The organism is Actinomyces qiguomingii, assembly GCF_004102025.1.
GTDB lineage: Bacteria > Actinomycetota > Actinomycetes > Actinomycetales > Actinomycetaceae > Actinomyces > Actinomyces qiguomingii.
Genome location: NZ_CP025228.1, coordinates 3723256 through 3737527, shown reverse-complemented (window position 1 = coordinate 3737527; position 14272 = coordinate 3723256). Strand labels below are relative to the sequence as shown.

Sequence of the window (14272 nt, the reverse complement as noted above, 5' to 3'; positions counted from 1 at the left end):
GCCGGGGCCTCCCTTGTTCGATCGGCTGGAACGCCTTTGACGACGAACCGGGCCCGCGGCCCAGCCGGGCCCCAGACCGGCTGGGCAGGCTGTTGACCACGTATGCGGACTACGGCATCTTGACCGTTGGCCTTGGATGTGCCGGTGTCCAAGGTAACCGCACCGGTCTGAATCAGCATGCCCACCCGGATGGACCACCGGGCTGCGGTTGGACCACCTGAAACGCACTCTCAGACGGTCCAAGCGCAGAAGCCCGGTCCAAGCGCAGAAGCCCGGTCCAAGCGCAGAAGCCCGGTCCAACCGCAGGAACGCGGTCCAAGTACGCGGCCGGCAGCCGACAGGGCCTACACCACCACCGCCAACACCCTTAAACCGGAAGAGCCGGTTATTTCGACCGAACTCGACGGTTATTTCGACCGAACTCGACGGTTATTTCGACCGAACTCGACGGTTATTTCGACCGAACTCGATGGTTATTTCGACCGAACTCGGGGGAGGGGACGACTATGTGTAGGGCGCCGGGCTCGACCTGGGCCACCAGTTTCCGGGTGCGGCCCACGGGGTCGCCGTCGAGCTCGAAGGGTACCGGCTCGGGGGTGGTCAGGGTCAACTTGCGGGCCTGGTGGTGGCTGACACCGTCCACGTCCTGGCCGATCAACAGACCGGCACCGACCTTCGCCCAGTCTGCCACCCGGTTGGGACCGGTCAGCAGCAGGTCCACAAGCCCGTCGTCGGGCACGGCCTGCGGGAAGATCGTCATCCCGCCGGTGATTGTGCCGACGTTGCCCAGCAGCGCCATCACCACCCGCTGCCCGCCGGCTTCGGCTAAGGCGCCCGCGTCGCCGTCGAGCTCCACATCGACGGCGAATGGGCGCGGAACCGCGTTTTGCACGGCGGCCAGCACATAGGCGCCGGAGCGGATCACCTTCTTAAGGTCGTCGCTGGTGTCGGCCATGATGCGCGCATCCAGACCGAGCCCGGCCATCACCACGAAGAGGTCGGTGCCCCCGTCCCAGGTGCAGCGCACCACGTCGATGGCCCGGGTGGTTCCGGAAAGCGCCAGCCGCAGGGCGGCATCGGCATCCAACGGCACCTGCAGGTTGCGGGCCAGTAGGTTGCCGGTGCCTGCGGGAAGTAGCGCCATGGGCACCTCGCTTCCCGCCAGCTCGCCGGCGACGGCGCGCACGGTGCCGTCTCCGCCAGCTGCCAGCACCAGGTCGACGTCGGCGTCCAGGGCGCGCCGCGCCTGCTCGTGGCCGGCGTCGTCGGGAGTGGTCTCCAACCAGAGCGTGGGCTGCCAGCCGGCTGCCAGCACCTTGGACTCCACACGGCGGCGCAGTAGAGAGAGGTCGTCGAACTTGGTGGGGTTGTAGATGATGGCGGCACGTTTGTCCACGGTGGTCGGTGGCAGACCGATATGCGCCCAGGAGGCCAGGATCTCCTCGACCCCGCCCACGCTCAGGGCGAGGTTGGCCACGGTGGCGCCCAGCAGAACTCCTCCTAGCAGATCGGATACGGACTGCAGCCCCATGGCCCACTGGCTCATGCAGGTCAAGACGACGGCGAGAACACCGGCTCCCCGCCACAGGCGCACCTGGGAGGTGGGGCGGCGTCGGGCCCGGGTGAGGGTGACCAGCACCCATGCGGCCACAGTCATGGCGACGGCGTGTCCGGCGGGGTAGGCGAAGCCGCGGTAGGACAGCGAATCGGCGAAGGCGGAGGAGGGGCGGGCGTGGTCGATCCAGGTGGCGATGACTATCTGCAGCGGCAGGCCGAACAGGGAGGTCACCAGGGCGGTGGCCAGGCGCCGCATGCGCTGCTGGTAGGCGATGATTGCGGCGAACCCGATAGCCGTGTAGATCAGCAGCGGGTGGGTGAGCAGCGAGATCGCCTCAAGTACCTGCCCTCGGCCCGATCGGGGCGGCAGCGGGGGCGCGGTCAGGGTGACGTCGAGGCGGTCGGTGTAGCCGGCGTGCACTAGGACCGTCCAGGTGGCAAAAACCGCCATGCCCAGGATCCAGGCGCCGTAGCCTAACTCCCAACGGCGGCGCAGGCGGCTGAGGCCGGAGAGCGAGCCGGAAGGGACGGTTGGACGGGTGGACACGGGGCTCCTTCGGGCGCGGATGCTGGCTGTGCTGCGACGGCGGCGCTGCGTCGAATGCTGTGTCGACGCAGTGAGCCTTGCGTAGCCAAGTTACCAGTGCCGCATATGGGTCAGCTGAGTGTCCGTCCATCCTGGGGAACAACGGCGCCCGGTGGTGCCGCCGGCTGTGAGCCGGGGTGCCACCGGGCGCTTTGCCGGCCGTCCGTCCGTTACCGGGCGGCGGCCGCAGCTGGTGCGGCTACTTCACCTTCTTGATGAAGATGGCCAGCACGCCGCCAACTATGGCGCAGATACCGGCGAAGTAGCACAGCGCCGGGTAGTTCGTCTTGTCGGCTGAGCCGATGCCCAGGAAGAAAGGCGCCATGTACGGGGCGAGCGACTGCGGCAGGGCGTTGGCGATGTTGAACACACCCAGGTCCTTGCCGGCGTTGTCCGGGTTGGGCAGGACGTCCACCACGAGGGCCAGGTCAACGGAGATGTAGACGCCGTAGGCCAGGCCCATGACGGCTTCCACCATGTAGAAGCCTGAAACTGTGGTGGTGTGTGCCAGCATGAGGGTGCCGACGCCGAACAGGGCCGAGGCGGCGAAGACAAAGGCCTTGCGGCGGTGGAGTCGGTCGGACAGCTGCCCGCCCACGAAGCTGGCGGCCATGAGCGCAATCGTGTAGATGAGCACGGATGTCGCGATGACGCCCAGAGCGTCGTCCCTCGTCAGGCCGACCCGGTTGACCAAGTACATCAGGCGGTAGGTGGTGAAGGCGAAGGAGCAAAGGGTGATGAGGAAACGCCCGGCCCAGGCCAGAGCGTAGTCGGGATGCGCGATCGGGTTGACCCAGAAGGTCTTGAGCAGGCCGATGAAGTCCAGCCGCGGGGGCTTAATGGTCAGCTGCTTGTCCGGCAGGACGAACGCGAAGAAGGTCATGAACAGGATGGCCGGGATGGCCGGGGCGATGTACAGGACCTCAAGGTTGTTCTTAAGACCGTTGGAGAGGTAGGTGGCGATAAGGATGGCCAGGTTCTGGGCGATGGAGATCATGGAGCTGATACGGGCTCGCTGGAACTCCGGCACCTGGTCGGACAGCACTGCGACGAAGGGTGCCAGGGCGGCGTTGGCGCCGATCTGCGCGATGAGCCAACCGATCGCGACCAGTGGGACGGTATTGGTCAGTCCCATGATGACCAGGCCGACGGTCATGCCCAGCATGCCGATCACCAGCCAGGGGCGGCGGCGTCCCCAGCGCCACATGGTGCGGTCGGAGATCTGCCCGAAGATCACATTGGCGAAGACCGCACCCAAGGCACCCAGGCCGGCGATCTGAGAGACGGCGCCGGCCTGGGCGGCGGTGTCGTCCGGGAACATGGCAATGGCCTTGTTCTGGATCGACACAATCGCCGGTCCCATGAGGGCGATGAAGAAGAAGAGCTGGGCGGCAAGGTAGGCGGCGATGAAGAACGGCCCCACCTCTTTGGTGGGCGGCGCGAAGAAGGCGTCGATCTCCTCCTGGGTGGCGCGTCTGCCCGCTGAGGGTGCGGCTGCGGTTGGTGGATTCGCCATAGGGAACTCCTCGTCGAGATGGAAGGGGAAGTGACATGCACTACATGTCGCAGCCTAGACCCCCTCGGGCCGCGTTGTCATGAAATCGTTTGTCAGACTTTTGTTTTGCGCTGCCCGGCGCGCGGCGCTCCTCCGCCTACCGTCCCTCGGTCAGCCGCTTATTCGTGCGGGTTGGTAGGGTGCGGGCATGCCACCACTGAAGCTGCGCTCGCGGGTTGTGTTTCCGCGGGGTGCGACGTCGGTTTGCAGGCGACTTGCGGGCGGGCGCGAGTTCGAACTCGCCTATCTGCGCAGTGGGCCGAGGTCGGCCAGTCCAACGCTGGTGATTCCCGGCGGCCCCGGGCTATCGTCATTCACTCCGTATGCGGGGCTGCGGGCCCAGGCGGCTCGGCGCGGCATGGACCTGCTCATGGTCGAGCACCGCGGTGTGGGCAGGTCCCGGCGTGACAGCACCGGCACCGACCTGCTGGTATCGGACGTGACCGGTGTGGAGGCGGCCGACGATCTCGCGGCCGTGCTCGACGCCGAGGGCGTGGAGCGGGTCACGGTCCTTGGGGCTAGCTACGGCACCTATTTGGCGCAACTGTTAGCTGTGCGGCACCCCGAACGGGTGCAGGCGCTCGTGCTCGACTCACCCATACTCGATCCGGTCGGCGACCTGGCCGCAACCCGTGAATGCCGGCGTCGTCTCCTGTGGGACGGCGACGACGCCGCAACCCGCGCCGTCGCCGCACAGATTCGGGCGCTGGCCGAGACCCGGCCGGCCGACGAGCTCGCCCAGGTGATCCCGGCGGTCTACGAGGTCGCGGGCGTGCAGGCGCTCCAGGCGCTGGTCGACGCCTGGCTCGACGGGCGCATGGGATGGCTGTGGGAGACGCTGGTGTGGGGCGGACGCGAGGAGATCGATGAGGGGATTGCGTCCGTGGTGGAGCCGGATCTCGTATGCGGCATAGCCTACGGCGAGCTCGGTTACGGGCTGCCCCCGGACGGTGGACCGCTGGATCCCCAGCTCGTCTCCGCCGAGGCCGCCACGCGGGCGCCCGATTTTCGCGGAACCCCCGTGGATCTGCGTCGCGCCGTGTCCGGTTACGACTTCCCGACCGTCGTCGTCTCCGGGGAGCGGGACCTGCGCACTCCTCGCCCGGTCGCCCAGCAGATCGTCGCCCTGGCTCCCGACACGGTCCTAGCGCCGGTCGCTGATTTGGGGCACAGTGCACTGGACACCCATCCGCTGTTGGCATTGGCCATCGCCCATGCGGCGGGCAGCGGCCACGCCCGCCTGATCCCTGCGCGGCTGAAGGAGCTTGCACAGCTGCCGCGCAAGGGAGCGCTTAACACGGTGGGGACGATGCTTAAGGCGGTGGGCGCCGGGCTCCGGTTGTGAGGGTTGATTGCCCGATTTCTCCCTCTTGACCCGGGCCGCGGTCCAGATCCTTCAATGACGTCATGGCTGCTCCTTCACCCTCGATCTCGTTGGTTATATCGACCGATCTCGTTGGTTATATCGACCGAACTCGGTGAGGGAGAGCGAGGGTGAGGGAGGAGGGGGAGGAGAGGGAGGAGAGCGATGAGGGGGTGGAATAGAAGCGGGTCGTTTGGGGTTGAGCCGGTCAGACTCAAGGCTGCGGGGCGTGGAGTTGACAAGACCACGCTCAACCGCGATCCTGAGTGCATACCACTCAACTTCAATACTACGAGACATCAAGGAGCACCCATGGCACGTGCCGTCGGCATCGACCTCGGAACCACCAACTCCGCCATTGCCGTCCTGGAGGGCGGGGAGCCCACCATCATCCCGAACGCGGAGGGTGGACGCACCACGCCATCCGTGGTCGCCTTCTCCAAGTCGGGCGAGGTGCTGGTAGGTGAGGTCGCCAAGCGCCAGGCGGTAACCAACGTCGAGCGCACCATCTCCTCCGTCAAGCGCCACATGGGCACCGACTGGTCCGTCGACATCGACGGCAAGAAGTACACCGCCCAGGAGATCAGCGCCCGCATCCTGGCCAAGCTCAAGGCCGACGCCGAGGCCTACCTGGGTGAGAGCGTCACCAACGCCGTCATCACCGTCCCCGCCTACTTCAATGACGCCGAGCGTCAGGCCACCAAGGAGGCCGGCACCATCGCTGGCCTGACCGTGGACCGTATCGTCAACGAGCCCACTGCCGCGGCACTGGCCTACGGTCTGGACAAGGGCAAGGAGGACGAGCTCATCCTGGTCTTCGACCTGGGTGGCGGCACCTTCGACGTCTCCCTGCTGGAGGTCGGCAAGGACGAGGACGGCTTCTCCACCATCCAGGTGCGCGCCACAAACGGCGACAACCGCCTGGGCGGTGACGACTGGGACGACCGCATCGTCAACTGGCTGGTCAAGCGGGTCAAGGACTCCTCGGGCGTGGATCTGTCCAAGGACAAGATCGCCATGCAGCGCCTGAAGGACGCGGCCGAGCAGGCCAAGAAGGAGCTCTCCAGCGCGATGAGCACCGACATCAACCTGCAGTACCTGTCCATGAGCGAGGCCGGCCCCATTCACCTCGACGAGCGCCTGACCCGCGCCCAGTTCGAGGAGATGACCGCGGATCTGATCGAACGCACCAAGGTGCCCTTCCGTAACGTCATCAAGGACGCCGGCGTCTCCCTGTCCGAGATCGACCATGTGGTTCTGGTCGGCGGCTCCACCAGGATGCCGGCCGTCACCGAGGTCGTGCGTGAGTTGACCGGGGGTAAGGAGCCCAACAAGGGCGTCAACCCCGATGAGGTGGTTGCCATCGGCGCCTCCCTGCAGGCCGGCGTCATCCAGGGTGACCGCAAGGATGTGCTGCTGATCGACGTTACCCCCCTCAGCCTCGGTATTGAGACCAAGGGCGGGGTGATGACCAAGCTGATCGAGCGCAACACGGCTATTCCGACCCAGCGCTCCGAGGTCTTCTCCACCGCCGAGGACAACCAGCCCTCGGTGCTGATCCAGGTCTACCAGGGTGAGCGCGAGTTCGCCCGCGACAACAAGCCCCTGGGCACCTTCGAGCTGACCGGCATTGCCCCGGCCCCCCGCGGTATCCCGCAGATCGAGGTCTCCTTCGACATCGACGCCAACGGCATCGTGCACGTGTCCGCCAAGGACCGGGGCACTGGCAAGGAGCAGTCAATGACCATCTCCGGCGGCTCCGCCCTGCCCAAGGAGGACATCGACCGCATGGTCAAGGAGGCAGAGGCCCACGCCGAGGAGGACAAGAAGCGCCGCGAGGAGGCCGAGACCCGCAACATGGCGGAGCAGCAGGTCTACTCCATCGACAAGCTCCTGAAGGACAACAAGGACAAGCTGCCGCAGGACGTCAGTTCCGAGGTGGCCGCCGCCGTCGACGAGCTCAAGAAGGCCCTGGAGGGCACGGACATTGAGCCGGTCAAGGCCGCCCAGGAGAAGCTGAACGAGGTGTCCCAGAAGATCGGCCAGGCCCTGTACGCCTCCGAGCAGGCCGCCCAGGCGGCCGGCGCCGACTCCGCTCAGGCGCAGTCCTCCACCGAGGACGACGACGTGGTGGATGCCGAGATCGTAGACGACGAGGACGCCAAGTGAGCACCGACCCGGACAAGCGCCCCGAAGACGAAGGCCCCGCCTGCGCAGCATCCGGTCCGGACCGGGACTCAGCCCCGGACGGTTCTGCGCCCGTCCCCGACGCCGACGGGATCGATCCGGCGCTGGCCGATGAGATCGAGGCCGCCTTCGACGGCGTCGACCTGAGTTCCGCGGCACCGGCCGATGCCCCGCCGGGAGAAGCGGACTCCTCGGGGGAGGGCGGAGCCGATGGGCAGGCGCCCTCGGAGCTCGAGCAGGCCCGGGCCCAGGCTGCACAGGCCGCCGAGGAGCTGGCCCGCGCCCGCGCGGACCTGTACAACCTGCAGCAGGAGTACCAGGGCTTCGTGCGCCGCTCGCGTGAAAGTGCGGCCGGGCACCGCGAGGCCGGGCAGGCGAGCGTCGTCGAGACCCTCATCCCGGTTCTTGATGAGATCGAGCTGGCCCGCCAGCACGGCGACCTGACCGGCACCTTCGCCACCACGGCGGGCAAGTTGGAGCAGATCCTGGCTGACAAGTTCGGCCTGGAGCGCTTCGGCGAGGTCGGGGAGGTATTCGACCCCAAGCTCCACGACGCCCTTATGGCCACCGAGTCCAGCGAGGTCACCGAGCCGAGCATCGCGCTGGTTCTCCAGCCCGGTTACAAGCTCGGCGAGCGCGTGGTCCGGGCGGCCCGAGTACAGGTCGCCAACCCGGCGTGAGGTGGAATCCGAAACGGAAAGCAGGAAGAGCAACAGAGAAAGGAGGCGGTGAGCCATGGCCAGTCAGGACTGGATGACTAAGAACTTCTATGCCGTCCTCGGCGTCGCCAAGGACGCCGACTCCGCGGCCATCAAGAAGGCCTACCGCAGCCTCGCCAAGAAGTACCACCCCGACCGCAACCCCGGTGATGCCGCGGCGGCGGAGAAGTTCAAGGAGATCGGCGAGGCCTACGCGGTGCTGTCGGATCCCAAGGAGCGTCAGCAGTACGACGCCATCCGCTCCATGGCGGGCGGCGGGGCCCGTTTCACCTCCGGTTCCGGCGGCGCCGGCGCGGGCTTTGAGGACATCTTCTCCTCGATGTTCGGCGGCGGCGGTCCGAATGTGCGCTACTCCACCTCCGGCGGTGCCTCCCAGGAGGACCTGGAGGATCTGCTGCGCATGTTCGGGGGTGCTGGCGGGGGCGCCCCCACCGGCGGCGGGAGGCGGGCGCGCGGCCCCTTCGGCTTCGGCGGTTTCTCCTCCCAGCCGCAGCCGGTCAAGGGACCGGATGTGCTGACCGGTGCCACGCTGTCCCTGCGCGACGCCGTGGCCGGCACCCTGGCCGAGTTGACGGCCGACGGGCGCACCATCACGGTGCGTATTCCCGCCGGTGTGCACGACGGGCAGAAGGTCCGTTTGCGCGGCAAGGGGCGGCCGGGTACGAACGGCGGGGAGAACGGGGACATGGTGGTGACCATCTCGGTGGCCAAACACCCGGTGTACTCCATTGACCCGGGCAATACCGCCAACCTGCGCATGGATCTGCCGGTCACCCTTAAAGAGGCGGCCCTGGGCGCCACGGTTGAGGTGCCGCTCCTGGACGGCGGTACCAGCCGCGTGCGTATCAAGCCGGGAACCTCCTCCGGCACCGTGCTGCGTCTGCGCGGCAAGGGCGTGACCACCGCAAAGAAGACCGGCGACCTGCTGGTCACCGTGCAGGTGGCGGTGCCCAAGAAGCTGTCCAAGGACGCTAAGGCTGCTCTGGAGGCATTCGATAAGGCGATGGAGTCCGATCCGCGTGCCGACCTCGCCCAGGAGGCGGCCAAGTGACCACGCGACGATTGACGGGCCAGGGCGTCGACTTCCTCGCCGAGGACGCCGACGAACGGGCCGTCTACGTCATCTCCGTGGCCGCCGAACTGGCGGGCATGCACCCCCAGACCCTCCGGCAGTACGACCGGCTGGGGCTGGTCACCCCCGCCCGCGCGTCCGGGCGGGGGCGCCGCTATTCCCACCGGGATGTGCAGCGGCTGCGGCGTGTGCAGATGCTGAGCCAGGAGGGCGTCAACTTGGAGGGCATCCGCCGCATACTCGATTTGGAGCGGCGGCTGGAGCGCCTGGAGGAGGAGAATCGGGCGCTGCGCGCCCGGCAGGAGGCCGTCGAGCGGGTCTTCGCCGCGGCCGCCGACGGCGAGGTGCAGGTGCTCCCGGTTCCCTCCGGTCGGCGCGCCCGCTCCCGAAGGGGCGCTGGGGGAGGACCGGCGGGCAGCGCAGCCGATGCGGGGGACGCCGTGTCCGCCACGCAGCGGCGTCCCGGCACCGCTATTGTGGTGCGCCACTCGTGGCCAGGCGGGCGGGTGCCCGGATTCTGACGGTAGGCTGATGGTGTTACTGCAACACGAAGTGAAGGACTGCACCAAATGACTCAGCCCCCCAACCCCGGACAGCCGTACATCCCGCCATCGGCCGGCTCTGCAGCCGCCAGCTACAACTCGCAGCAGCCGACCCAGTACCAGGCTCAGCCCGGCCAGTACCAGCAGGCGTCCTATGCCGGCGCTCAATACGCGCAGGCCCCCGCTGCGGTCAAGACCGAGTCCCTGATGAATAACCTGTTCGACGGCGCGCGCGACTTTGCGTCCAAGTACGGCAAGACGATCTTCACCATTGGGCTCGTCTTGTATGTGGTGGCGTTGGTCTTCAGCGCATTTTATGTCAACTTCAACACCTTCACCAACGAATTCAACTTCGTCGGCTTCCTGCTCAGGCTTATCTTCGACCTCCCGCAGACCCTGGTGAATATCCTTATTCTGCGCCTGATCATTGAGATTGCGGCGAAGGTCGGCTCCCCGAAGGCTAACGCCGCCTGACGCGCGGCTGAATCAGGGATCGTCGGTGGCGGCTTACGAGACCGAGGACGGCCAGCCCCGCTACGGTAAGCGCGTCAGCCCGGAGGAGCTTGCTGCCCACCTGCGCGAGCAGGGCATTGAGCCGCCGTCCGGGCGCACTACCGGGGTTCGGCGGTCCGGTGCAGATGCAGCCAACGATGCCGGTCGAAGCGGTCCTGCCGGCCTTTCGCTCGGCTCCGCGCGTCGGCGGGGCCGAAGGCGGTGGCGCACCCTCGGACTCGGCCTGGTGCTCATGCTGGTGGTACCGCCACTGCTGCTGGTGATCGGTGTGCTGACGGTGGTGGACGGATCCCCCACTCGGGGCGTTCAGCTGGGTTCCGACGGCGCCGTCTACCTCAGGGCGGGCACCACAACGGGGCTGTACGGCAGTGCCGTGTCGGCGACCTCCGGGTGCGTGGTCACAGGGCCGGACGGCGTTGCGGGTGTGCTAGACATCCCGCAGGAGGGCGTGCCCTACGCCGTGTTCACCGCATCGCAAACCGGCACCCACACCGTCACCTGCCCCGCGGGCACCACGGGGCTGATGGCCGGGCCGGCCATGAACTTCGATCGACTTCCGGTGGCCACCGCGCTGATTCTGGGCGCCGGCGCCACTGGTGTGGCGGGGCTGGTGGTGACTGTGGTTGGCGCCTTCCGCGCCCGCCGCTGAGGCGTTTGCTGGGATCGGTGCCGGGCCCCTGACCGCCGCGCCCGGGCCTGGTATGTCAGCGATTCGTCGGTGGTCTGGTCAGCGCCCGCCAGGCGAACTCGTGCTCCAGGGCGTACATGTAGGCCCTCTGGGCATTGGTGGATGCCCGGCCGTGACCGCCCTCGCTGTTCTCGAAGTAGGTGACGTCCTGCCCCAGTTCCAGCATGCGGTAGGCCATCGTGCGTGCATGGGCCGGGTGCACTCGGTCATCCCGGGTGGAGGTCACCAGCAGCACCGGCGGGTAGGTCAGCCCGGGTTGAAGCAGGTGGAAGGGAGAGAATTCGCGAATAAACTCCCACTGCTCCGCCTCGTCCGGATCGCCGTACTCGGCTTTCCAGGAGGCGCCCGCCAGCAGGCGATGGTAGCGCCGCATGTCCAGCAGCGGCACCTCGCATACCACCGCTCCCACCAACTGTGGGTAGCGGGTGAGCATGACCCCCACCAGCAGCCCGCCGTTCGAGCCGCCGTGCACCGCCAGGCGCTGCGGGGTGGTAACGCCCCGTTCCACCAGCGATCGAGCCACGGCCGCGAAGTCCTCATAGACCCGATGCCGGTGCTGCTGCAATCCCGCCCGGTGCCAGGCGGGCCCGTACTCACCGCCTCCCCGTATGTTGGCCACCACGTAGGTGCCGCCCCGCTCCAGCCAGGCCCGCCCGGTGATGGGCGGGTAGCTGATGCCCAGTGACACCTCGAATCCGCCGTAGCCATACAGCAGTGTTGGCGCCGGTTGCCGCTCGCCGTCCTGATCGTTCCCAGGCCGGCCGATCTGGAAATAGGGCACCCGGGTGCCGTCATCGGAGATGGCCACGTGCTGGCTGACCGCGACGCCGCTGGCATCGAAGCGCGGGGGCGCCTCCCGCAGCACCTCGACGTCGTGCAGTTCGCCGTCCGCATTCAGCTCACCGACCGTGAGAGTGGTAGGCCGGGTGAAAGAGGAGACGGTGAGCCACAACCGGTCGCTGCGGTAGGGGTCGACGGCGCCTGCAGAGACGTCGATCAGGGCTCGTCCGGGCCGCAGCAGCGTCGGGTCCGCGGAGATGGATGGAGCGGCGGGGGCCTCCTGCCCGGCCAGCGGGCCCAGCTCTGGGCGATGCCGTGACCAGGGGCCGGTGCCGTCCGGTGCGGCGGGGGTCAGCACCTCCAAGGCGTTCACGCAGTCGTCCAACAGTGTTAGCACCAGGTGGTTGGCGGTGATGGTGAATTCGCTGAGCGAGGTCGACGGAGTGGGGGTGAACAGCACCGTCAGGTTCCGGGAACCTTCCAGGAAGGCATCGATCGGGGCGGTCAAAAGCGATCCTGCCGGATAGACGCGTCCAGTGTCGAGCTGCCAGTCCTCGCGCAGCTCGATCAATAGCAGGTCCCAGGCGGGAGTGACCGCCGCAGATGCAGGCACTTCCACATGTAGGGCTCCCGGGGCCACTGCCGTGCCCGCCTGCGCCAGTTGCCGGGCGCCTGCGTCAGCGGTGAAGGTCGTGGCGCCGTCGGGCAGCAGCCACAGCTCCTCGGTGTAGAAGTCCGGGTGCGTCAGCAGCCAGGTGCGTCCCCACGGGTCGTGGTAGGCCCAGGCACCATTGTCGTCGGCCGCCGCGGTGAGCAGCACCTCCGCCTCCTGCGGGCTCTGGCCGCGGCGCAGGCGGCGTACCTGCCGCGGGTAGCCGGCTGGCGACAGGGAACCGGTGCCGAAATCATCGGCCAGCAGCGCCGTCTGGCCGGCCTCGTCGCCCCAGGCCAGGAAGCCCTTGGAGGGCTGGCGGGCAAAGCCGGCCGCGGCGTGTGAACCGGCGGGGACGAAGCGGCGCGTGTCTAGATCGAATTCGCGGGTGACGTCGGTGTCGGCGCCGCCGTCGGACAGGGTTACCAGGGCGCGGCGGCCGGCCAGGGGCCCGGTGCGAAGAACGGAGGCGCCGTGCCATACCCAGGTGGTGTCCTCGGCCGCGCCGAGCGCATCAAGGTCCAGCAGCACCTCCCAGTCGGTGTTGCCGGCGGCCGTGGAGTCCGGGGCGCCGACCCGGTAGGAATCCCAGGTGGTACGCCGCCACACTCCCCGCGGGTGGGCGGCGTCGGTCCAGAAGTTGTACAGGACGCTTACTGCCTCTCCGACCCGGGGGATGCGGTCGGGAGCGTCCAGGATCGCCTCGATATCCGCGCGTAGTTCAGCGAAACCGGGGGAGTCGTCGTAGGCGGTACGGGTGGCGGCATTGCGTTGCGCCACCCATGAAAGCGCCCGCTCCCCCTCAATCTCATCGAGCCAGTCGGGGACGGGCGCGAGTTCGGACGGAGGGGAGGCGGGCGTTGTAGTCACCTGGCCGACTTTACGGCCGGTCGGTGCCTGGCGATACCCCTGCGGGCATCATTCGTTGCCGATGGCCTTGTCGGCGGCGTCGCGAGCGGAGTCGATCTTGGAGTCGAATTTCCCGCCGGTCACCTTCTTGGCGGCCGCAGCTGCAGTGTCGAGGACCTTGTCGGAGACCGCCTCGGCCTTCTCGGAGCTGACGACGCCCTCGGCCTTCTTCTTCAGGTCATCCAGTCCCATAGCGCTTCCTTTCGTCGACCAACGGGAAGCCGGTCGGCATCCCTGCCGTGCAGTATGACACGGTTTGACTGATGTCGGCTCACAGGGAGGCGAGCACGGCGTCAGCGATCTCCTGGTTGCGTTCGGCTCAGGAGGTGCGGAAGACGATCATGGGCAGGATCAGGCCACGGCGATCAGGCCGGTTGCGGTCAGGGCCAATGGGCGGGGCATGCGATTGGAGCGGGTGATGATGACTTTCTCATGGGTGAGTGGGGCAGGCGTTGCTGAGGCGCGTATTGTCAAACGGACGCAATGACGACGTCGGCCAGCTCACGGGCGCGATCGGCAGAGGCTGCCTCAATGAGGACGAAGGTGACTGTGCCCGCGGCAGTGCCGGCATCCCCCCGGACCGCCAGGAAGGCGATGTTGAAGGAACCGCCAGAGCTGCGAGCACCGCCAGCCGTGTAGAGCGCCGCCTGCCCGCCGCTACCGGTGGTCCGTTGCGCGTAGTCGCTGTAGTCGACCTGATGGCCTTCGGTCACCTCGGCCAGCTCCTCCTCGGGCGGCAGACCATCCTCAAGCTCATACTGAGAGACCACCAGATTCTCTGCGAAGTCGGTCGCGTCCGCGTCCACGCTGATCAGGTGGAAGGTCTCGACACTTTCGCGCAGCGAACCTGGATCCTGGTTGAGTGCGCCAGCCACCGTCTTCACGAGCTCGTCGTCGTCCAGGTCGTCGTGGGTCAGCGTGGTCCAGCCGGCTGGAACCGCCAGCGAGAAGCTAAATCCCGGAACCTCGGTGAGGGTGTATCCGTCGGGCGCGGTCGGCCCGGGGGACGGCTCGGCGTCAGAGGTGGAGTCGCAGGCCGCCACAGTGAGTGATACGGCGGCCGTCAGACCGGCAGCCAGACCAGAGGCGAGGACCTTTCGGCGGGAGTGGTGGGACATGGGGCTCCAATCCAAGTTAATCCGGCAGGTC

General features: G+C 67.6%; 12 protein-coding genes. 7 read left to right on the top strand and 5 right to left on the bottom strand.

Translation table 11 applies throughout. The features are described from left to right. Positions 1-451: 451 nt before the first annotated feature. Both CWT10_RS15665 and CWT10_RS15660 read right to left on the bottom strand, forming a co-directional pair. Complete coding sequence (locus CWT10_RS15665) at positions 452-2104, bottom strand: bifunctional phosphatase PAP2/diacylglycerol kinase family protein (RefSeq protein WP_233187955.1); 1653 nt, start codon at positions 2102-2104, stop codon at positions 452-454. A 238-nt stretch (positions 2105-2342) separates the two neighbouring features. Then, complete coding sequence (locus tag CWT10_RS15660) at positions 2343-3659, bottom strand: MFS transporter (RefSeq protein WP_103061540.1); 1317 nt, start codon at positions 3657-3659, stop codon at positions 2343-2345. Between the two features lie 187 nt (positions 3660-3846). On the opposite strand from CWT10_RS15660, the gene CWT10_RS15655 reads away from it, so the two are divergent. From CWT10_RS15655 to CWT10_RS15625, 7 genes are all read left to right on the top strand, one after another. Further along, a complete protein-coding gene (locus tag CWT10_RS15655; RefSeq protein WP_103061539.1) occupies positions 3847-5043 on the top strand; it encodes an alpha/beta fold hydrolase in 1197 nt (398 codons plus the stop codon). A 330-nt stretch (positions 5044-5373) separates the two neighbouring features. Beyond that, a complete protein-coding gene (gene dnaK, locus CWT10_RS15650) occupies positions 5374-7230 on the top strand; it encodes a molecular chaperone DnaK (RefSeq protein WP_103061538.1) in 1857 nt (618 codons plus the stop codon). A gap of 110 nt (positions 7231-7340) precedes the next feature. Further along, on the top strand, positions 7341-7928 hold the full coding sequence (gene grpE / locus CWT10_RS15645) for a nucleotide exchange factor GrpE (protein WP_233187957.1): 588 nt from the start codon (positions 7341-7343) through the stop codon (positions 7926-7928). A gap of 55 nt (positions 7929-7983) precedes the next feature. Beyond that, positions 7984-9018: a DnaJ C-terminal domain-containing protein gene (locus CWT10_RS15640; protein ID WP_103061536.1), complete on the top strand. Its 1035-nt coding sequence runs from the start codon at positions 7984-7986 to the stop codon at positions 9016-9018. After that, positions 9015-9560: a heat shock protein transcriptional repressor HspR gene (locus CWT10_RS15635; RefSeq protein WP_103061535.1), complete on the top strand. Its 546-nt coding sequence runs from the start codon at positions 9015-9017 to the stop codon at positions 9558-9560. The genes CWT10_RS15640 and CWT10_RS15635 overlap by 4 nt, the downstream gene beginning before the upstream one ends. A 48-nt stretch (positions 9561-9608) precedes the next feature. Then, positions 9609-10055 carry a hypothetical protein gene (locus CWT10_RS15630; RefSeq protein WP_103061534.1) on the top strand — a complete coding sequence of 149 codons (447 nt, stop codon included), beginning with the start codon at positions 9609-9611 and terminating at the stop codon, positions 10053-10055. Positions 10056-10080: 25 nt separating this feature from the next. Then, the gene (locus tag CWT10_RS15625; RefSeq protein WP_103061533.1) at positions 10081-10743 is read left to right on the top strand and encodes a hypothetical protein; all 663 of its coding nucleotides are present in this window, start codon (positions 10081-10083) and stop codon (positions 10741-10743) included. Positions 10744-10798: 55 nt separating this feature from the next. Here CWT10_RS15625 and CWT10_RS15620 read toward each other — a convergent pair whose 3' ends face one another. The 3 genes from CWT10_RS15620 to CWT10_RS15610 form a co-directional block, all read right to left on the bottom strand. Beyond that, complete coding sequence (locus tag CWT10_RS15620; RefSeq protein WP_103061532.1) at positions 10799-13084, bottom strand: prolyl oligopeptidase family serine peptidase; 2286 nt, start codon at positions 13082-13084, stop codon at positions 10799-10801. 48 nt (positions 13085-13132) lie between these two features. Further along, positions 13133-13315 carry an Rv0909 family putative TA system antitoxin gene (locus CWT10_RS15615; RefSeq protein ID WP_103061531.1) on the bottom strand — a complete coding sequence of 61 codons (183 nt, stop codon included), beginning with the start codon at positions 13313-13315 and terminating at the stop codon, positions 13133-13135. Positions 13316-13593: 278 nt separating this feature from the next. Then, positions 13594-14241, bottom strand: a complete 648-nt coding sequence (locus CWT10_RS15610) for a hypothetical protein (RefSeq protein ID WP_103061530.1) — start codon at positions 14239-14241, stop codon at positions 13594-13596. Positions 14242-14272 lie beyond the last annotated feature (31 nt).